The organism is Chryseobacterium sp. BGA-UO-ETr-SB22, from assembly GCF_059567885.1.
Genome location: NZ_JCAQOV010000005.1, coordinates 1,535,798 through 1,555,292 on the forward strand (window position 1 = coordinate 1,535,798; position 19,495 = coordinate 1,555,292).

General features: G+C 35.7%; 19 protein-coding genes. 14 read left to right on the plus strand and 5 right to left on the minus strand.

Annotated features, from left to right (window positions below; all coding sequences use genetic code 11):
- Nucleotides 1-20 precede the first annotated feature (20 nt).
- Nucleotides 21-1,001, minus strand: coding sequence for a polysaccharide deacetylase family protein (locus AC57AW_RS14290; protein ID WP_496352426.1), 981 nt, complete (start codon nucleotides 999-1,001; stop codon nucleotides 21-23).
- A 92-nt stretch (nucleotides 1,002-1,093) separates the two neighbouring features.
- On the opposite strand from AC57AW_RS14290, the gene AC57AW_RS14295 reads away from it, so the two are divergent.
- Entirely contained in the window at nucleotides 1,094-1,948 is an 855-nt protein-coding gene (locus AC57AW_RS14295) for an AraC family transcriptional regulator (RefSeq protein WP_496352427.1), read from the plus strand.
- 91 nt (nucleotides 1,949-2,039) lie between these two features.
- Nucleotides 2,040-2,501 carry an NUDIX hydrolase gene (locus tag AC57AW_RS14300; RefSeq protein WP_496352428.1) on the plus strand — a complete coding sequence of 154 codons (462 nt, stop codon included), beginning with the start codon at nucleotides 2,040-2,042 and terminating at the stop codon, nucleotides 2,499-2,501.
- A gap of 81 nt (nucleotides 2,502-2,582) precedes the next feature.
- Here the strand turns inward: AC57AW_RS14300 and AC57AW_RS14305 are convergent, their stop codons facing one another.
- A complete protein-coding gene (locus AC57AW_RS14305) occupies nucleotides 2,583-3,074 on the minus strand; it encodes a hypothetical protein (protein ID WP_318845751.1) in 492 nt (163 codons plus the stop codon).
- A 215-nt stretch (nucleotides 3,075-3,289) separates the two neighbouring features.
- On the opposite strand from AC57AW_RS14305, the gene AC57AW_RS14310 reads away from it, so the two are divergent.
- Together AC57AW_RS14310 and AC57AW_RS14315 are read left to right on the plus strand one after the other, a co-directional pair.
- A complete protein-coding gene (locus AC57AW_RS14310; RefSeq protein WP_496352429.1) occupies nucleotides 3,290-4,498 on the plus strand; it encodes an SH3 domain-containing protein in 1,209 nt (402 codons plus the stop codon).
- 287 nt (nucleotides 4,499-4,785) lie between these two features.
- On the plus strand, nucleotides 4,786-5,271 hold the full coding sequence (locus tag AC57AW_RS14315; RefSeq protein WP_496352430.1) for a hypothetical protein: 486 nt from the start codon (nucleotides 4,786-4,788) through the stop codon (nucleotides 5,269-5,271).
- Between the two features lie 72 nt (nucleotides 5,272-5,343).
- Here the strand turns inward: AC57AW_RS14315 and AC57AW_RS14320 are convergent, their stop codons facing one another.
- Complete coding sequence (locus AC57AW_RS14320; protein WP_223600682.1) at nucleotides 5,344-5,733, minus strand: Fur family transcriptional regulator; 390 nt, start codon at nucleotides 5,731-5,733, stop codon at nucleotides 5,344-5,346.
- A gap of 86 nt (nucleotides 5,734-5,819) precedes the next feature.
- Here AC57AW_RS14320 and AC57AW_RS14325 point away from each other — a divergent pair, with 86 nt between their 5' ends.
- The 3 genes from AC57AW_RS14325 to AC57AW_RS14335 all read left to right on the plus strand — a co-directional run bounded on the left by AC57AW_RS14325 (nucleotide 5,820) and on the right by AC57AW_RS14335 (nucleotide 8,841).
- Nucleotides 5,820-6,158, plus strand: coding sequence for a MerC domain-containing protein (locus tag AC57AW_RS14325; protein ID WP_496352431.1), 339 nt, complete (start codon nucleotides 5,820-5,822; stop codon nucleotides 6,156-6,158).
- Nucleotides 6,159-6,163: 5 nt separating this feature from the next.
- Nucleotides 6,164-7,366, plus strand: a complete 1,203-nt coding sequence (locus AC57AW_RS14330) for a GTP-binding protein (RefSeq protein ID WP_496352432.1) — start codon at nucleotides 6,164-6,166, stop codon at nucleotides 7,364-7,366.
- A 77-nt stretch (nucleotides 7,367-7,443) separates the two neighbouring features.
- Nucleotides 7,444-8,841, plus strand: coding sequence for an alkaline phosphatase (locus AC57AW_RS14335; RefSeq protein WP_496352433.1), 1,398 nt, complete (start codon nucleotides 7,444-7,446; stop codon nucleotides 8,839-8,841).
- 109 nt (nucleotides 8,842-8,950) lie between these two features.
- On the opposite strand, the gene AC57AW_RS14340 is transcribed toward AC57AW_RS14335, so the two are convergent.
- Entirely contained in the window at nucleotides 8,951-10,369 is a 1,419-nt protein-coding gene (locus tag AC57AW_RS14340) for an aminotransferase-like domain-containing protein (RefSeq protein ID WP_496352434.1), read from the minus strand.
- An 85-nt stretch (nucleotides 10,370-10,454) separates the two neighbouring features.
- Here AC57AW_RS14340 and AC57AW_RS14345 point away from each other — a divergent pair, with 85 nt between their 5' ends.
- From AC57AW_RS14345 to AC57AW_RS14360, 4 genes are all read left to right on the plus strand, one after another.
- A complete protein-coding gene (locus AC57AW_RS14345; RefSeq protein ID WP_496352435.1) occupies nucleotides 10,455-11,171 on the plus strand; it encodes an aspartate/glutamate racemase family protein in 717 nt (238 codons plus the stop codon).
- 361 nt (nucleotides 11,172-11,532) lie between these two features.
- The gene (locus AC57AW_RS14350) at nucleotides 11,533-15,444 is read left to right on the plus strand and encodes a response regulator (RefSeq protein WP_496352436.1); all 3,912 of its coding nucleotides are present in this window, start codon (nucleotides 11,533-11,535) and stop codon (nucleotides 15,442-15,444) included.
- Between the two features lie 12 nt (nucleotides 15,445-15,456).
- Nucleotides 15,457-15,585, plus strand: a complete 129-nt coding sequence (locus AC57AW_RS14355) for a hypothetical protein (protein ID WP_496352437.1) — start codon at nucleotides 15,457-15,459, stop codon at nucleotides 15,583-15,585.
- Between the two features lie 81 nt (nucleotides 15,586-15,666).
- Complete coding sequence (locus AC57AW_RS14360; RefSeq protein ID WP_496352438.1) at nucleotides 15,667-15,804, plus strand: hypothetical protein; 138 nt, start codon at nucleotides 15,667-15,669, stop codon at nucleotides 15,802-15,804.
- 81 nt (nucleotides 15,805-15,885) lie between these two features.
- Here AC57AW_RS14360 and AC57AW_RS14365 read toward each other — a convergent pair whose 3' ends face one another.
- Nucleotides 15,886-16,674, minus strand: a complete 789-nt coding sequence (locus AC57AW_RS14365; protein WP_496352439.1) for an XRE family transcriptional regulator — start codon at nucleotides 16,672-16,674, stop codon at nucleotides 15,886-15,888.
- Between the two features lie 448 nt (nucleotides 16,675-17,122).
- On the opposite strand from AC57AW_RS14365, the gene AC57AW_RS14370 reads away from it, so the two are divergent.
- From AC57AW_RS14370 to gwsG, 3 genes are all read left to right on the plus strand, one after another.
- Nucleotides 17,123-17,407, plus strand: coding sequence for a bacteriocin-like protein (locus AC57AW_RS14370; protein WP_496352440.1), 285 nt, complete (start codon nucleotides 17,123-17,125; stop codon nucleotides 17,405-17,407).
- 741 nt (nucleotides 17,408-18,148) lie between these two features.
- Complete coding sequence (locus AC57AW_RS14375; RefSeq protein ID WP_223600701.1) at nucleotides 18,149-18,343, plus strand: hypothetical protein; 195 nt, start codon at nucleotides 18,149-18,151, stop codon at nucleotides 18,341-18,343.
- Between the two features lie 146 nt (nucleotides 18,344-18,489).
- Entirely contained in the window at nucleotides 18,490-19,455 is a 966-nt protein-coding gene (gene gwsG / locus AC57AW_RS14380; protein WP_496352441.1) for a grasp-with-spasm system ATP-grasp peptide maturase, read from the plus strand.
- The last annotated feature ends 40 nt before the right edge of the window (nucleotides 19,456-19,495 follow it).

Below are 19,495 nucleotides of genomic sequence, written 5' to 3' on the forward strand. Positions count from 1 at the left end.
ACACTCGTCCCATGGTTTTCTTACTTATTATATTTTTCTTCGCTGTTATCAACGGGAGTATTGGGATCATTCATCACCATTTTGGCAATATCATCTTTTCTCATAAAGACTACACCTTGTTTTTCTTTGGTATATTTTATAAATTCTTCCATGACATGCACCATTGCAGGAGTTCCACCGATTCTGTCGTGAAAGCTAATGCTCATCATTCTTCTTTTGGAAGCACCTTCTTCATATAGACGGTCGAATTCAAATTTCAATTGGTTCAAAAACTGATCAGGGCTCCAGTGTTTTCCTTCAATATTGACAATATCATTATTACGTAGTGTGTAAGGAATGACTACAAAATTTTTCCCTTTTACTTTGGTAATGAAAGGTTCATCATGGCTCAGGTCATCTATGTGATACAAAAATCCCAGTTCCTGTAGAACTTTAAGCGTATTCGGACCTCTTCGCAGCCAATTAGCATTATAACCTACAGCTTTCTGACCTGTAATCTTTTCAACAACATCTACACCTTGTTTTACAAAATTCAGCTCGTCAGCATAATTTTTATTCCATTGATTATCCCATGCAATCCCATGAGCGGCAATTTCATGGCCTCCGTTTGCAATGGCTTTAGCCACTTCCGGATATTTTTCTGCTGCTGTTCCCACTACATGAGATGTTACTTTAATGTCATACTTTTTCCATAGATCCAGCATTCTGTAAATTCCTTCATTTCCTCCATAACGATACCAGCTTTCCGCCGGAAGGTCTGGTTGCCCTTTAGGAAGAGGAGTCCCACTGAACGGACTTTCAGCGCCTTCAGGCTGCCCGCCTGTTTCAAACTGCATAGAAACGGAAATCACCAGCTGAGCTCCATTTGGCCAGTATTTTTTGGTTGAAGCCTGTGTTTCAGGTTGATCTTTTTTTGTCCTTTTATTCTTGTCATGATCAGAAAAAGACATCAGAACAATTGTTGAAGCAAGCAACAATACTGATTGTTTTATATATTTCATTTTTGAATGTATTTAATAAGGCAAAATTGACCAATAATGAATCATAATGTATTGTAAAAATTAATGGTAAATTTGTAAAAATCCATTCTTTCATGAAACGAATCGTTAATTTCAATTCTTTTAATGTTTTCAGCATCGAAAAAGAAACCTGGGACGTTGAATATCATAATCATAACTTTTATGAACTGATTATCATAGAAAAAGGAAAGGGGTTTCACCATCTCAACAATATTACTTTTCCTTACAAAAAAGGAGATGTATTTCTCTTAAGGCCCAGCGATGGCCATGAGTTTTCCATTACCAGTAAAACACGGTTCATTTATATAAAATTTACAGAACAATATATATGGGAAAATCTGCTCTCCAATAAAAAAAATGAGTTGAAAAAGCTGGTTCAACTTATGATGGAAGATCATTCTTTTGTATACGAATCGGTGATCCAATGTAAAACAGATAGGGAACATCTGTTGCAGCTAGCCAGAATTCTTTTGTATGAATTCAGCCATGCAAATACTTATAACAAAGAGATAAGTTCAGATCTTTTTTCTGCCATTATTACGATTCTGATTCAGAATACGATGAGCAATATCACAGCTAAAAACTGGATTACCCAAAACTTAAGCAGAATTGAAAGGATCTTGTATTATATAAACGTTAATGCTTTGGATGCAGATAAAATGAAAATTGAAAATCTGGCCAAAGAGTTTATACTTTCTCCTAATTATATCAGCATTTATATTAAAAAACAAACAGGGTTTTCTATACAACAGCATATAATGCAGCATAAAATGAAAACTGCAGAAAAACTTTTGCTGCAAAGTCATTATAATATCAGTGAGATTGCAGATAAATTGGGTTTTAATGATGCCAGCCATTTCAATAAAATCTTTAAAGGGTATAAAGAAATGTCTCCTTCTGAGTTTAAAAAGAAATCTATGGTAAAGTAATTTACAGTTTCATTCCACCATTTTTAAGGACTTTTTTCCGTTCCATTAATCTTATTTTTTTCATATCTTTAATAATCAAACCTTTAAGATTATGAAAGTTAGTGCCGGGATTTTGCTCTTTAAAAAAGAAAAAGACAGTCTGTATTACTTTCTGGTTCATCCCGGCGGATTTTTCTGGAAGAATAAAGATTTAGGAGCATGGTCTATTCCCAAAGGAGAGATGCTTCCAGGTGAAAATCCATTGGAGCGTGCATTAACGGAATTTAAAGAAGAAACAGGAAAAACAGTGGAAGGAAACTTTATTGAATTATCTCCCATTAAGCAAAAAGGAGGGAAAATAGTGTATGCATGGGCTTTGGAAGAAGATATTGATACTTCAGATCTTTACAGCAACACCTTTTCATTAGAATGGCCACCCAAATCCGGCAAAATAATAGAAATTCCCGAAGTAGATCAATGGGAATGGTTTCCTTCAGAAGAAGCACAGCAACGGGTCAATACTGCACAGAGAGATTTTATTATTGAGCTTGAAAACATAGTAAAAAATCAATAATATTTTAGATAAGTCAGGGCAAACAAAAAACCTTTATCAGAGTTGATAAAGGTTTTTCATTATATTATTTAAAACTATAATTTACCGCTTTATCCCAATGGCTCTTAATGCACTGGAAGTTAAAAAGATATCATCAAATACCGTAAGTGATTCTACATCATTGAATCCTGAAGGAAGAAGATCATTTTTATTGAAAGACAATTCTATAGAAGGGTCGTAAGAAGCTATGATACGCACTTTTGAATATCCGTTATAATCTACTTTGAAGCCTTCAAACATACAGTTATGTTCCGCTTTCTGGTATTCGCCATATTCTTCAAATCCAGCAATATCAGTTCTTTTTCCGTCATTATGATCAAGAGATTTCCATGTATCATAATTTTTAGGCTCTTTCAGGATATTTCCTTCACGATCTAAAGGAACGAACATTCCAAGAGTCAAACGCTTCTTTAAAAAATTGGCATAATTATTCATCAGATTCAAAATCTGAAGATCAGCATATCCTTCGTGTGAATAATATTCCAGCACGAAAGTGGTCATCGGAATCAGCTTATGAGAAGCATCAGTCGGCATAAATTAGTCTTTACTTTTTTTGGCCGATAAAAATAGTATTTTTATTTACGTTACCCAATGGAAGTAGGTGAATAGGATGGAATTTATACCCATTCTGAATAACAATAAGTATAGGACAACCCTTCATTTTTCAGTATTTTTGGAGGAAATAACTCAATAACAATAACCAATCCACCTGTAAAAACTTAGGATTTACACCTTTTACAAATTATTATATGTTGAAAAAGATACTATTAGGAGCCAGCATCATTCACTGTTGCTTTTACAATACCATGGCTCAAAGTCCTGGCCAGCACCCGGTTTATACATCCGAATGGGGACATCTCTTTCGTGAAAATGGAAATAATAAAGATCTTTTGGGAATATTTTCTACAGAGGCACCCGTTTACCTTCTGGATTCTACCAAGACACAATATAAAGTACAGGTAAGCAATGGTGATATTGGTTTTATAGACCGTCAGCCTTTACAAAAAAGTATGCGTGGAAAAAAATCTGCCGGAGAACCAGCCCAGTATTTCGATCGGGGGTCGCAAGGACACCAATGTCCACATTTTTATGTACAGGTATCGGAACTGCGTGTACGAAAAGCTCCTACCACAGAAAGCATCGCCATCCGGAGAGCTTCTTTAAATGAACTGGTGTGTATAGATTATGTGCCTCTATATCAGGACGGCTGGATCTACATTGGTGATCATTTTCACGAAAATCCCGAATATATTCAAATGAAATATCTGGGTACTGAACTTACCTACGACAAAGTTCTGAAAGATTATCTGGCTGCAAAAGGCAAAGACAGGGAAAAAGAGCTGGCCCAGGTTGGAAGATTACGTGAAATAGCATGGATCGAAGATAAAAACCTTAAACAAGCGTTACAATATTGGAAAGAATCTAATACTGGCATAGAAAATCCAAAGATAGATATCGATTTTGAACTCCTTCTGGCAGATCAATTCGCGAAAAAACCAGAAACAAAAGCCTATGAAAAAAAACTGAAAGCTTTGAATCTGCATTTTATATGGAAAGAAACAGCCCTTTTTGATGGAAAAATCACAGATGCACAGATGAAACAACTGGAGATGCAAAAGGTTAAAGATATTCCCAATACACCTGAATGCGGCTGGGATCCTCAATATTTTTATAAAACACCCAATATCATTATTGCTTTTGAAGAATATAAAGGAAAAGTTTCCGGAAGTATCTACAAAATGTCTTTCAGTAATGGTGAAGCTTTGGTTTTAGGAAATGAACGTATGGATTCCAATTATGATGAAAGAAATTTTGTGACCCGTTTTGGCGATATGCTTTCTGCACGCTGGATTTCTTCCCCACATGAATACCACATTCAGGATGGTGATGCAGGGCTCCATATTTTTACTTTTAAAGACGGGAAACTGTTCAGCTACGAATATATGTACTATTGTTAAATTATTTTTAGTCATAAGTCTCAAAAAAGTAGTAAGTTTTGGCTAAAACCTATTGATCATTACCAATAAAATAAGCGGGCTAAAGCCCACTTCTATTGATATGAACATCAATCTCATAAGCATTCAATAGGAACGGGCTTTAGCCCGTTTTAATAATTTAAACATGAAATTTATCGGCTTTAGCCAAAACTTAAAAACGGTTTCTTCATTCTTCAAACCACATTTATTCTCCAACAAGAGTGATTAAATTTAAAGCTGTATCTTTACCCTACCAAACAAAATATTATATGTCATTTATTACACCGGAAGGAGCCAGGAAGGCTCAGCTATCCCTATCCGAAAGAGCACCCGTTGCTCATGCTATTCTCTCAGGAGCAGAGAATATTTCGAAATACAACAGTGGAGTATGTCATGATGTGGTAGCCTATGCTTTATATATGCGTGGTGCCTCCATAAGTCCTGCTCAGCTGGCAGAATCAGCCGGACAAAAATGGTTAACTGTATTCAACTATCCTTTAGGAGAAAAGTGGGACGGATATACACCTATTCCCGCAGGAAAAGCGATTGGTTTTTACAGGCTTATTGATAAAACTTTCTTTCATTCAGCTGTTACAACAGGAAAAGGAAATGAAATTAGATCTGTTAACGGATTCTCATTAGGTTCTGCATGGTCTGTACCTGTAGATATGAAATGGGTATTAGGCAAAAAAAATGCTGACGGCACTTTCAATTATGATGGTACCAAAATAGAAGTCTATATCTCTTCTTTATAGCAGAGATTTCATTGTGATAAAAGCATAGGCAGATTTGCAGACTAGCGAATCTGCCTGTTTATTATATATTAACTAAGCATCAGCACATTTCGGACAGATCCCACTGATAATAAAATTATATTCCTGTGCGATAAAATGTTCCGGCAAACTGATTTCTGGAATCGCGTTTTCAATACACGTTACAGAATGACATTCTTTGCAGTTGAAGTGAACATGATTGTGAAAATGCTGTTCATGAGTACATTTTCCACTGCACTTTGCAAAATTCACCACGCCGTCAATATTGACGATCTTGTGGATAGCGCCTTCATTTTCAAGCCTTTCCAAAACTCTGTAAATCGTCACTCTATTGCATAGATCTCCCAGTTTTTTCTGAATATCAGAATGGGTAAGAGCGATATCTGAGTCATTGATAAGATTTAAAATTTCCGTTTTGGCATGGGTATTTCTGACCTGTTTCATATTTTAATGCAACAAAGTTGCGTTATTTAAATTTTTATCTATACTTTTGCAACAAAGTTACAATAAGAAAATTAATCCATACTATTATGAAGTCAAAAATTCTTGATGCTGTAGGAATCTCCGCTGCTGTTTTATGCCTGATTCATTGTATAGTCTTTCCATTATTACTGATTGTCCCTTTGGGCATATCCCATAATCCCTATATCGATTTAGCTTTCCTTTGTATTGGTGCCGTTGTCGTGTTCAGAATTACTAAAAAAATAACCAACCGATGGTTGAAAATTTTATTCTGGATATCTGTCTCCCTCATTTTTATTTCTGTACTCACAGATCTGATATTTGATATTCATGTTCCTCTGATCTATCTTGGAACTGCGGGATTAATCACTGGCCATATCATCAATTTTAAAAATCATAAACATTAAAATACATGACGAAGAAACTTCCTGTAACGGTACTCAGCGGCTTTTTGGGAGCTGGAAAAACCACATTGCTGAATCATATTCTGCACAATAAACAAGGCTTGAAAGTAGCTGTCATTGTGAATGATATGAGTGAAGTTAATATTGACGCCCGCCTTGTTGAAAATCAAAATACCCTTTCAAGAACAGAAGAAAGATTGGTAGAAATGAGCAACGGTTGTATCTGCTGTACACTCCGCGAAGACCTGATGGTAGAAGTAGAACGTCTTGCTCACGAAAATCGGTTTGATTACTTATTGATAGAAAGTACGGGAATCGGTGAGCCTATTCCGGTTGCCCAGACCTTTACCTATATTGATGAAGAGAGTGGAATAGACCTTTCCCGCTTCAGCTATGTAGATACGATGGTAACTGTGGTGGATTGCTTCAATTTTATGAAAGATTTCGGCTCCAATGAATTGCTTATGGATCGTGATCTCACTGATATGGAAGGAGATTACAGAACAATTGTCAATCTTCTTACCGATCAGATTGAGTTTGCGAACGTTATTATTTTAAATAAAACAGATCTTATAGATGCTGAAACACTTGGTTTTTTAAAGGCTGCCATAAATAAATTAAACCCTGATGCGGTTATCCTGCATTCAGAATTTGGAAAAGTTGAACCTAAGCAGATTTTAAATACTCAGCTTTTTGACTTTGATAAAGCACAATCTTCAGCGGGCTGGCAAAAAGAGTTACAATCTGAGCATCATACTCCTGAAACCGAAGAATATGGAATAAGCTCAATGGTGTTCAGAGATAAAAAACCGTTTCATCCTGTAAGACTCTGGGAATATCTGAATTATCATTATCCTGAAGGAACAATACGGGCAAAAGGACTGTTCTGGCTGGCCTCAAGACCAGGTGATGCATTGAACTTTTCTCAGGCTGGCGGCTCTTTCCGACTTGAAAAGGCGGGAGTCTGGTGGGGCAGTATGCCTATGAACCAACGGGTACAATATTCCTCATTTATAGAAAATCAGGAATTTATAGAAAGTAGATGGGACAAAAACTGGGGCGACAGAATCAATGAGCTTGTATTCATCGGGCAGAACCTGGATAAAGATCAGATGGTATCTGACCTTCAGCAATGCCTTATTAATGAGCAGGAAAAAAAATTGCTTGAACAAAAAATACCTTTCGAAGATCCTTTTCCAAAGAACATTTAAAATTAACCTTTAATTAATGCAACTTAGTGTCGATAATAAACTAAATAGAATAACTTACCACATTATTTCAAAACAATATGGACAGAAGAAAATTTCTAAAAGGTTCAGCATTACTTTCAGGATTATTGACCTTATCACCGTCTGATCTCTGGAGCTTCGGGAAAACGATTGAAAATCCCCAGGCAGGAAAAGCAAAGAACATCATCTTTATGGTAAGTGATGGGATGAGTCTCGGAACACTTTCCATGGCAGACCTGTATTCCCGGAATATTTTGGGAAAGGGGAGTAACTGGCTCAATCTGTATCACGACAAAAAAGTGAGCCGTGCTTTGATGGATACTGCTTCAGCAAGTTCTATTGTTACAGATTCCGCTGCCGCAAGTTCAGCCTTTGGAGGTGGAATAAGAGTTAAAAACGGGACCCTGAACATAGGAGCCAATGGTGAAAAACATCTTCCCATATGGCAGCAATATAAAAAAGCAGGGAAGAAAGCAGGCTGTGTGACAACTGTTACCATTACGCATGCCACTCCTGCAGGATTTTGTATAAATTCTTCAAAAAGAAATGCAGAACCCCAAATCGCTGAAATGTATGCCGAGCTGGAACTGGATGTACTGTTAGGAGGTGGAGACGAATTTTTCAATCCAGTAAAAAGAGAAGACAAAAAAGATCTTTATTCCCTATACAGCAAAAAAGGATACAGGATTCTAAAAACACAAAACGATCTGAAAGAAATCAAAAAAGGAGAGAAATTATTAGGCATATTCAGTACAGGAGCATTGCCTTACAGCATTGACAGAGCAAATCTTCAGGAATTCAACAATACACCAACTCTTGCTGAAATGGCAAAGACTGCTATTGATCAGATGAAAGATCATTCCAACGGTTTTGTTCTTCAGGTGGAAGCCGGAAAAGTAGACTGGTCAGCCCATGCCAATGATGTCGCAGCGCTCATTCACGATCAGCTGGCATTTGATGAAGCGGTAAAAACTGTAATGGATTTTGCCGAAAAAGACGGAAATACATTAGTCATTATCACTACAGATCATGGAAATGCCAATCCCGGAACCATTTACGGAACAGATGCCACTAAGAACTTTAACAGCATTTCAGATTATCAGTACACCAACGAATATATTCTGAACAAAATTCAGAAAGATGATTCTGCAAAAGATATTAAAGATTGGATCTATGAAAGCAACAAAATCATTCTGAACGATGATGAAGCCAAACATCTTCTGAGTTTTTACAACGGGTTGGAGAAAGAGGAAGAAGGGCTCTATAATTATAAAAAACTGCCTTTCAAGCTGTATTCGGAAATTCAGAAAAGCAGGAATTCTGTGGGATGGATCAGCATGGATCATTCCGGAGATTATGTGGAAGTGGCAGCCTATGGTCCCGGAAATGAATTTCTACAGCCTTTTATTAAAAATACAGATCTGCATGGTCTGATGCTGAAAGCCTGTTTGATATAGACATTCATATTTTTTCATATTTAATTATTTGGGAGAGTGCAAGGCGGATTGATTGTGTCCGCCTTGTTTTTTTGTGATTTATTATCAGATCTTGTCAGTAATGATTTATTTACATACTTTTTATAATATCACCTAATCTTTTCAGGGCATTTTCTACTTTATCATTCCAAACATTGTTGCAGCTGATCCGGATATAGTTTCTATACTCTCCATTATTGGAAAACAGCGGTCCGGGAGCAAAATTTACAAACTGGTTAATAGCTTTTTTCTGAAGTTCAAATGCATCAATATGGGCAGGCAGCTCTATCCACAAAACCAAACCTCCTTCAGGCCGGCTCATCCGGATATCGGTTGGAAAATATTTTTCTATCGTCTGAATCGTCAACAACATCAGTCTATGCAGTTCAGGCCGAAGCTTACGCAAATGACGATCATAAGCCCCTGTTTTAAGCAACTGTAGCATAGAGGACTGTACAATACTTGCTGTAGCAACATTAGTAACTGCTTTCAATTTGGCCACCTGTTCTGTAAACCGTCCTGCAGCACACCAGCCGATTCTGTAACCGGGTGCAGCCGATTTGGAAAAAGAGGAGCAAAGCATCACCCAACCATGTTCATCATAGCTTTTTATAGTTGTTGGGCGCTGTGCCTGGAAATGCAAATCTCCATAAATATCATCTTCTATGACCGGAACCTGCATTCTTTCCGCAAAAGCGGCTATTGCTGATTTTTTCTCATCATTTAAAGTAATACCATTTGGATTATTAAAATTTGAAATTAACAGACATGCAGCAATTTTTTGCTTGCTGCAGATTTCTTCTAATTCCTGAATATGGATTCCGGTCAAAGGACAGCCGGAGAATTCAATGACTTTGAGATCAAGGCTTTCTATTGTCTGCAATATACCATGGTAGATGGGGGATTGTACAAGTACGGTATCACCCGTTTTTGCTACAGCACGCAGACATAGACTGACTGCTTCCAACGCACCATTGGTGATCACCACATCATCAGCCGCAAGATTACCCTGCCAAAGAAAAGATCTTCGGGCAATTTCGGTTCTCAACTCACTATTTCCAGCAGCAGGTTCATACTGTAAATGCTGGCCTGTTAAATCTCTGGAAGCCTGCTGCAAACTTCTCCGCAAAGCATTAAAAGGCAGATAATCTGGATGTAAAACAGCGTTAAAAAATGAAACATATAATTTGTTTTCCGAATCTGGAAATGAAACTTCCTGCAACACTTTTCCGATCGCTATTTTTTGAGCAAGTGTATTGTTTTCAGCCTGCTTTGGCAGACTTACCGAAGAAACTGAGGTACGGAGCACCACAAATCCTGACCTTTCTTTTCCTGCCACCAAACCCTTATCTTCCAATAGAGTGAAAGCTTTCAAAATAGTCCCAACACTTATATTAAACTGTTGCCGGATACTGCGTAATGAAGGAAGTTTGGCTCCAATAGGATATGTTCCATTATTAATAGAAAGTTCAAACTTATCCGCCAATGCTATGTATTGAAAATCTTTCATCTGTTATACTAATATATTCATTTTTTGTATCTGTTACAATACGACAAAGATATCTACTTTTACTGAACAAAAAAATAAGAAGAATATGAAAAAATTAGGATTGGTAGGAGGCATCAGCTGGGCTTCAACTTTGGATTACTACCGTCTTCTGAATGAAGGAATTAATCAGCAACTGGGCGGATTGAATTTTGCGGAATGCATTATTTACTCCGTTAACTTTAATCATTTTCAGCAATTTAATGCAGAGTATGACTGGGGTTCTACCTTTGAACTTCTGTACAATGCTGCCGAAAATTTAAAAAAATCAGGAGCAGAAGCTATTGTACTTTGTGCCAACACAGCCCATATTGTTGCTGACAAGATTGAAGAACGAATAGGGTTGCCGCTTATTCATATTACAACTGCTACAGCCAATGCTGTTAAACAGAAAGGATTAAAAAAAATCGGTTTATTGGGGACAAGCTATACGATGGAACTTGATTTTTATAAAGATAAGCTGATAGAAGGCGGTCTGGAACCTCTTATTCCAGAGAAAAGTGAAGACAGAGATTATATTGAGGATATTTTAAGAAATGAATTGAGCAGAGGAATTATTAATCCTGAAACTAAAAAAAATTATCTGAAGATTATTCAGGAGCTTATAGACCGTGGGGCAGAGGGAATTATTTTAGGATGTACAGAAATTCCACTGCTGATCAAGCAGGAAGATGTTGCTGTTCCGGTATTTGATACCATCCAGATTCATGTAGATGCTGCCGTTGCATTTGCCGTTTCAAAGCAAAATATCACAGTTAATTCATAAAACACTCAAATACAATATAAATACAGTTCAATTTAAAAGAAACCAACAATAATTGAGTAGTTCAATTTATTTAACGGTTTCAAATATAAGTACCCTATCATTAGATGTGGTACTTTTTATTTTCATAATACCTATTACTTCTTTTAAAATCCAGAATATACTCCAATTCATTTGAAATAAATAGATATATACCTTTATTGTCAAATTGACTACAATGGAATACGAATAATTTCGTATTTTGGTTTACTTATTAAAATAATAATTTAAAGCACCTAAAAATGTTTAAAATATAAACTTTAAGGTTCTGATTATCATTTTTTAATAATCAAAAAAGAAAAATCTCTAATCATTGAAATAACATATGAAGAAGTATCCAATTCCTGGGAATGAAGAAGCCCGAATGAGGAAACTGGAGTTTTTTGATCTTTTAAACCTTGAAAAAGATCCCCAGTTAGACATTTTTGCAGAGACGGCATGCCTGGTGACCGACTGTCCCGCAGGGCTTATTGCAATGATGGAAAGCGAAACCCAGACCATTCAAAGCTGTGTAGGGCTTGCCCTCGATTTTGTAGACCGGAAAAATACGGTATGCCAGTATTCTATTGCAAGCGGGGATGTTGTAATTATCAATGATACTTTATTAGACGAAAGGTCTTCGGAAAACGCAATAATTCTGGCGGGAGGAATCAGGTTCTATGCAGGAGTACCCTTGATTGATGATGAAGGTTTCGTATTAGGAACCATCTGCGTTATCGATTATAAACCTAAAACGATTACAAATGATCAAATTTCAACCCTGAAAAAAATAGGAGAGGCCATCACAAAAGTTCTGATGGGGAAGAGGAAAAATATTCAGGCTGAATATTTTCAACAGACCTTCAGTATTTCTAATAACCTGATCTGTGTTTTGGATAAAAATTTCTCTATAAAAGATGTCAATCCGGCTTTTGAAAGCGTATTTCAATTGGAGAAGTCTCAGGTTATCGACCAGAATTTCCTCAATATTTTAGGCAGCCACAACTCCCAACTGCAATTACTTACCAAAAACCTGCCCACTACAGATGAAGAAGTAACATTTACCACTTCTACAAACATAGATGATACACAGACTATTATTACAGAATGGTATCTTAAACTGAATCAGGATCATTCTGAAATTTTCTGTTTTGGAATCAATATTACCCAGCGTATCGAAGAGAAACTCAAACTTGAAAGTTCTGAACGCCGTTTCAGAAGCTTCTTCGAAAATGCAATAGGCCTGATGAGTATGCATGATATGGAAGGGAATATTACTGCCGTAAACGAAAAAGGAAGAGAAACCCTGCAGTATTCCGCAGAAGAAGTAGAAGGACTCAACCTGAAAGATCTTGTTCCTGAAAAAAACTGGCCCTTACTGGAACAGTATCTGGAAAGAATCAACAACAACCAGGAAGATTTCGGAACCATGATTCTGAAAACCAAAGGAGGTGAAGAAGTGATCTGGATGTACCACAATCTGGTGGAAATCAACAAAGAAGGAAAACCTTATGTAGTAAGTACCGCACTGAATGTTACCGAAAGAATGACATTGGAAAAAGATCTTGTTCATACCAAAAAAATGCTGGAACAGACAAGTGCTGTAGCCCAGGTGGGAGGATGGGAAGTGAATCTTAAAAAGAATACTGTATTTTGGTCACAATCTACCAAAGAAATACATAAAATAGACAAAACATTCCAGCCTGATCTGGAAAATGCACTAGGCTTCTATAGCGAAGACAGCCGGGAAAAATTAAAATTCTTATTCGAAAGAGCTGTAAAAGAAGGTGTTCCTTACGATGAAGAATTACAGCTTGTCCGGAATGACGGTGTGACGATCTGGGTAAGGGTAAAAGGAATACCTGAGTTTGAAGAAGAGACCTGTATCAGAGTATATGGGATCATCCAGGATATTGATAATTTCAAAAACATCTACCTTGAACTGGCCAAAAAAGAGGCGATGCTGCAGTCATTTGTCGCCTATGTTCCTGCAACAGTGGCTATGTTTGACAAAGAACTTAATTATCTTTCGGTAAGCAGCAGCTGGAAAGAAGAATTCCAGATGAATGACATCAGACTGATAGGAGAAAATATGTTCAAAATTTCTCCTAATGTTCCGGATGACAGAATAAAAATTTATCAGAATGCCTTGGCAGGAATTGCCTATAAAAATGAAGACATGGCCATAGAAATCCCTGATAAAGAAGTCATTCAGCATTACAATATAGAAGTTACCCCATGGTATCTTTCCACTAATATAATAGGTGGGATCATTGTTTCTGCTCAAAATATTACAGCATCGGTAAGAATCAATAAAGAGCTTAAAAATGCAAAAAAAATGGCTGATATTGCCAATAAAGCAAAATCAGAATTTTTGGCTAATATGAGCCATGAAATCAGGACTCCGCTGAATGGTGTCATCGGCTTCTCTGATCTTCTGCTAAAAACTCCATTGAATGAGATACAGACTCAATACCTAAATTATATTAATGAATCCGGAGAAAACCTGTTAAACATCATCAACGACATTCTTGATTTCTCTAAAATAGAATCCGGAAAATTGGATCTTTCCATTGAAAAATCTAATGTGTATGACATTGTAAGCCAGGTGATCAACGTGATCCTCTATCAATCGCAGAAAAAAAATATAGAATTACTGTTGAATATAGAACAGGGACTTCCTGAAACAATCTGGGTGGACGAATCCAGGCTGAAGCAGATTCTGATCAACCTTCTTGGAAACGCTGTCAAGTTTACAGCACAGGGAGAAATAGAACTTAAAGTAGAAAAACTGAAGATTGACCATAAAGATATTACATTAAGATTTTCAGTGCGGGACACCGGAATTGGTATTCCTAAAGAGAAACAGCAGTTTATTTTTGATGCCTTCACACAGGAAAACAGCTCTATCAGCAAACGTTATGGAGGAACAGGACTTGGACTAACCATTTCAAACAATATTCTGAAATATATGGGAAGCAGCCTGTCACTGATGAGCGAAGTTGATAAAGGTTCTGTTTTCTATTTTGACATTAAGATTCCTTGTGAAATGACAGAACGACCTGAAGATGAAGACCTGAAAATAAAAAAAGTTCTTATTGTTGACGATAACGAAGCCAACAGAGTGATTCTTCAGCATATGCTTGCCTATAAAAATATAGATTCAAAGCTTGCTGCCAATGGTATGGAAGCCCTTCAGATACTTCTTGCAGGAGAGCGTTTCGATGTAATTCTTATGGATTACCATATGCCGATCATTTCAGGGCTGGAAACGATAGAAAAAATCAAGGAAATGTTTAACAAACAAAATGAACTTTCACCTCTGGTTATCCTTCATACCTCTTCTGAAGAGCATGATGTCATCAATTCTTTCCGCCAGGAAAACAATTCATACTTCCTGCTGAAACCTATCAAATCTGAAGAACTGTATAAAACATTGAAACAGGCTGTAAAATACACAGAAAAAGAAACCAGCCAAATTCCACAGCCGGAAACAGAAGCTTCAATATTGATGCAGGCTCCTCAGGTTTTACTGGTAGATGACAACCCTGTAAATATGGTCCTGAACCACAAAATGGTACGTTCATTAATTCCCGATGCAGAGCTCACAGAAGCTACAGATGGTCTTCAGGCTTGGGAACAATGCAAAGAAAAAGCATTCAATATTATTTTAATGGATGTTCAGATGCCGGTAATGGATGGTATTGAAGCTACAAAACAAATCCGTTTACTTCCTGGTTATGCCGATGTTCCGATTATTGGAGTCACCGCCGGAAATGTATTGGGTGAAAAAGAAAAATGTATGAATTCCGGGATGAATGACTTCCTGCCGAAACCTTTAAGACAGGCCGATCTGCTGGAAATGCTGAAGAAATACATCATGAATAAAAATCATACGGTTTCTGAGGATGCTCTGGATCAGACAAAATATCTGGACATTAATCTTTTGAATGAACAAATAGGCGATGATGATGATGATGATTTCAGAAAAGTATTTTTGGGTATCGTCATACAGCAACTTACCCAAGCTGAAGAAGATATTAAAAAAAGCGCAGCTGAAAAAGACAGTACCAACCTGAAATTGATCCTTCACAAGCTCAAAGGAACAGCAGGAACAGCAGGATTGTTACAGCTTACAAAAAATACGGCCAGTTGGGAAAATAAAGCAGAGCCAGACATGGATTTTATCTCCATGGAAAAAGAAATTATCCAAGAAATAACAATAGGATTACAATTAATTAACAATTTAATACAATAAAAAAATAAAACTATGTTGATTCTAATCGCTGAAGACGACGAACTGATTCTAAAAACGATAGAGCACAAATTATTAAAAGAAGGGCACGAAGTGATCCTCACCCGCAATGGTAAAGATGCTTCAGAAGAAAGGATGGCTTGATTCAATACGAAGCCTTTATCCTGAAGAAAAAAATATACCTTCTGGGATTACTTATATAAAGCTTACGACAGGAATGCAGGCATGAGGCTGGACCATATTTTACTGAGTCCTTATCTCCAGAAACGGCTGCAGTCTGGTGGAGTAGACAGCCATGTACGTGGATGGGAAAAAAGCAGCGATCATGCTCCGGTATGGATTGAGCTCGCAGACGAACTATAACTCAAGAATAACAAAATCATATATAGTATACTCCCGGTTTATAAAATCAGGAGTATACTATATAATAAGGATAATTGAATATTAAGGCTGTTTACGGCGGCGACCGGAAACCTTTTTATCAAGATCCCTGATGTCCTGTCTCAGCTCACGGAACATTTCTTTAAAATTGTAGCTTTCATAGTCTCCAGGCTCAAAATCCTCCGGAAATATTCCTGAAGCATACTGCCAGATTTCTACAACTTCTTCAAACGGAATCTCATAAGGCTCATAAAAAGAATTGTCAGCACTTACACAGATTGCATTTTCTTTTCTTTCCTTAAAACGTTTATAGGTAATACCATCATTCAACGTAACGAAAACATAGGTTTTCCCTTGTTTCAAATCATTGATTCCTTCTACATATTTTCCTACAATATAGGAACCATTTCTAAATGGAGGCATAGAATCTCCATCTGCCGGGAATGCTCTGTATTTTCCGTTGGTAAGAAAGGGAAGAGCAATACGCTGAAGACTTTCAATATAATCTACATCACTGTAACCTTCCAGATATCCCATAGAAGCTTTTTGAGGAATAATTTCTATTGTATCATTTCCTTGCGCATCTACCGCTACCGGAAGAACAATTCTGTTATCCGGAAGTTTCAGCATATCATCCATAGGATATTTCTGAATATCTACTGACAGCATAAGATCAATGCTTACATGAAAGTATTTGGAGATTTTTACAAGCAGTTCGATAGGAGGTTCAGATATTCCGTTCTCATATTTTGAATACCGGACTCTGGAGATCATCAGTTCATCGGCTACATTTTGTTGGGAGAGCTTTCTCTTGGCTCTTAAGAAGCGTATATTATTTGAAAAAATTGACATTGATAAAAATATGTAAGCAAAAATACAAAATTTGAATGCGCCACCAACCACCGGAGTAGGTTTTACTATAAGATATAAGGAAATTTGACTGGTCTCCTGTCCATTTTTACTAAAACGAGGAAATTTTCATACCCAAATATTCAATTTTATTGTGCGAAAGCGTGATTTCTAAACAAATATAGAAGGCTTTGCATAAGTTAAATAATAATCATTAATAAACGAAATTTAGTACCGAAATAATAACTCTAAATTTCACAAATTGAGTTATTATTTTTAACATTTAGTAAATCAATCACATATAAGTGAAAACCATATTTTTATTAAAATACATATATATTAATGAAATATTAAATAATAAAAACATATACTTAATTTATTGAAAATAATTTGCAATTGTAATATTATTATTCATATATTCGTGATGTAATAATCATATAAAATTATAGTTATGAAAAACTTAAAAAAATTAGACAGAAACGAATTAAAAGCTATTTCAGGTAACGGATTACTAGATCCAATCGGCGGACTTCTAGGTGGACTAGGAGGTGTTGTAGGTGGAGTAGTAGGCGGAGTAGGTACTATCGTTGGTGGCGTAGTTACTGGCGTAGGATCTACAGTTGGTGGCGTATTAGGAGGTGTAAGCACTGTTGTAACTAACGCTTTATGCCAGACACAATGTGTTGTTAATGGTGTAATCCACATCAAATTACTTGAGTGTGGTTCTACTTGCTAGTCAGTAAGCATTACATGTAAAAAATTATGAGGCTGTCTTATTAGACAGTCTCTTTTTTATTTTAAAAATTAAATAAATAACCTATTTAATTTTAATCATCGTGTATTGCATAATTCCATCAGAAAAATTTGAGCTGAATCTTAAAGAGAACCTTTCTATTTATAACTTTTAAGATTTAAGCGGTTAATATAACATCACGAGAGCTTCCTTCATGGGAGACAACTTCATAACTTTTCTGTTCTTCAATTAATATGAAAAGGTATCAATCCAGATTATTTCATGTCTGTCTTAAAACCCATTTTTTAGTTTTTTTAAACTGGTTTTTTATTATTTCTTTCAATAATAGTATTCCATATTCGCTGATAACTGTCTGAAATTTTCCAATATGTACAATTATACATTCAAAATTTTAGGTATTTACTATACAAAAGACAACAAAATGAAAAAAAATTACTGTTTCATAAATTTTTTTTCCTAGTTTTTAGCTTCCATTACTATAAAATTAATCTATAAAAATGAACATTATTACATGATAAAATTCATGTGCTAACTATCTATAATAGAACACTATTTGGTGTCTAAAACTACTTGTTTGTGTGGTGAAAAATACTCACACAATATTGAATTACGCTATAAAACCCTTTGTATAAAGGATTTAACATAATAAAAAAACCACAAATTATTAGAGTTAACATTATTTTTTTTCTATACTTTTGAAATCTAATCTTTAACATTTTAACCATGAAAAAAGAAAATCAAAATTCTAAAAAGTCACTAGAATCCTTAAAAGGTAAAAAATTAGGTGATTTAAAAACTGTTTATGCAGGATTACAAAATCAACAAAATCAATTGGTGTTAGATGCTGAAATGGGCAACTGTATTACCCTTATTTATAATGGAGGTACAGCTGATGACTCATCTTGGGATCGTAAGTAATTACAAGCTAAAAATGGTCACCTCAATTGTATTGAGGTGACTTTTTTTGTCTTTTTTTGTAATTCCATAGAGAAAGAAGCCTTTAGAATAGGCAAATTTCAATCTCTATCACTTACTTCCAAATAATTTTTTCAAATTATTATAGCATGATTTTAATTTTATCTACCCCCAAAGATGATGATACGAATTGGGTAATGGAACACTTGTCAATTCTTGGCGAAAAGTATATAAGAATTAACGACCTGGATTTATTTACTGGAAAAACCAAAATGTATGTTGAATTACAGCCACATCCTAAATTGATTGTAGAAAATCATTTTTTTGGAAAAGTGGATATGTCAGAAATCAAATGTGTTTGGTTTAGGAAATTCGGATTTTTTAACAGGTATAAAGAAAATATAAAGACTGAAAAAAATATAGAATTATTAAATTACTTAGAATCAGAATATATTTCTACATTAAATATATTTTTTGAATTTTTAAAAGATAAAAAATGGCTTAATCATTATCAGAAACTGGAATCCATGACTAAAATAGGAACTTTAATGGCTGCTCATGAGACAGGCATTAAAATTCCTAAAACGTATATAACTAACAATTCGGATAACTTAAACTATGACCAGCCGTATATTACTAAATCTATAAATGAAGGATCGGTCATCGGTATTGATGATAAAGCGTTCTTTTTTTTCACTACTCAATTGAGCGAGAAAAGAATTAAAAGCTATAAAAACTTCTTTCCGAGTTTATTTCAGGAAATGATCAACAAAGAATATGAGCTTAGGATCTTCCACCTGAACGGAAAGAATTACAGTATGGCTATATTTTCTCAAAATGATGCCCAGACAAAAACAGATTACAGACAAGTCAACTACGAGAGTCCTAACAGATATGTATCTTATACTCTCCCGGATGCTGTGGATAAAAAAATATCTGCTCTGATGAAAAAAATAGGATTGAATACGGGTTCTGTAGACATGATAAAAGCTGATGACGGCGAATATTATTTTTTGGAAGTAAATCCTTCCGGCCAGTTCAGAATGACATCTTTGCCATGTAATTATAATCTTCATTACGAAGTCGCTCATTGTCTAAAAACCATGAACACATGAAAAAAAGTTTAATACAAGAATTAAAGCATAATAAGGAATT

Bases quoted from the DNA above. Each gene is read 5' to 3' on its own strand.
- AC57AW_RS14290 (WP_496352426.1), bottom strand. From the start codon at position 1,001: ATGAAATATATAAAACAATCAGTATTGTTGCTTGCTTCAACAATTGTT.
- AC57AW_RS14295 (WP_496352427.1), top strand. From the start codon at position 1,094: ATGAAACGAATCGTTAATTTCAATTCTTTTAATGTTTTCAGCATCGAA.
- AC57AW_RS14300 (WP_496352428.1), top strand. From the start codon at position 2,040: ATGAAAGTTAGTGCCGGGATTTTGCTCTTTAAAAAAGAAAAAGACAGT.
- AC57AW_RS14305 (WP_318845751.1), bottom strand. From the start codon at position 3,074: ATGCCGACTGATGCTTCTCATAAGCTGATTCCGATGACCACTTTCGTG.
- AC57AW_RS14310 (WP_496352429.1), top strand. From the start codon at position 3,290: ATGTTGAAAAAGATACTATTAGGAGCCAGCATCATTCACTGTTGCTTT.
- AC57AW_RS14315 (WP_496352430.1), top strand. From the start codon at position 4,786: ATGTCATTTATTACACCGGAAGGAGCCAGGAAGGCTCAGCTATCCCTA.
- AC57AW_RS14320 (WP_223600682.1), bottom strand. From the start codon at position 5,733: ATGAAACAGGTCAGAAATACCCATGCCAAAACGGAAATTTTAAATCTT.
- AC57AW_RS14325 (WP_496352431.1), top strand. From the start codon at position 5,820: ATGAAGTCAAAAATTCTTGATGCTGTAGGAATCTCCGCTGCTGTTTTA.
- AC57AW_RS14330 (WP_496352432.1), top strand. From the start codon at position 6,164: ATGACGAAGAAACTTCCTGTAACGGTACTCAGCGGCTTTTTGGGAGCT.
- AC57AW_RS14335 (WP_496352433.1), top strand. From the start codon at position 7,444: ATGGACAGAAGAAAATTTCTAAAAGGTTCAGCATTACTTTCAGGATTA.
- AC57AW_RS14340 (WP_496352434.1), bottom strand. From the start codon at position 10,369: ATGAAAGATTTTCAATACATAGCATTGGCGGATAAGTTTGAACTTTCT.
- AC57AW_RS14345 (WP_496352435.1), top strand. From the start codon at position 10,455: ATGAAAAAATTAGGATTGGTAGGAGGCATCAGCTGGGCTTCAACTTTG.
- AC57AW_RS14350 (WP_496352436.1), top strand. From the start codon at position 11,533: ATGAAGAAGTATCCAATTCCTGGGAATGAAGAAGCCCGAATGAGGAAA.
- AC57AW_RS14355 (WP_496352437.1), top strand. From the start codon at position 15,457: ATGTTGATTCTAATCGCTGAAGACGACGAACTGATTCTAAAAACGATA.
- AC57AW_RS14360 (WP_496352438.1), top strand. From the start codon at position 15,667: ATGAGGCTGGACCATATTTTACTGAGTCCTTATCTCCAGAAACGGCTG.
- AC57AW_RS14365 (WP_496352439.1), bottom strand. From the start codon at position 16,674: ATGTCAATTTTTTCAAATAATATACGCTTCTTAAGAGCCAAGAGAAAG.
- AC57AW_RS14370 (WP_496352440.1), top strand. From the start codon at position 17,123: ATGAAAAACTTAAAAAAATTAGACAGAAACGAATTAAAAGCTATTTCA.
- AC57AW_RS14375 (WP_223600701.1), top strand. From the start codon at position 18,149: ATGAAAAAAGAAAATCAAAATTCTAAAAAGTCACTAGAATCCTTAAAA.
- gwsG (WP_496352441.1), top strand. From the start codon at position 18,490: ATGATTTTAATTTTATCTACCCCCAAAGATGATGATACGAATTGGGTA.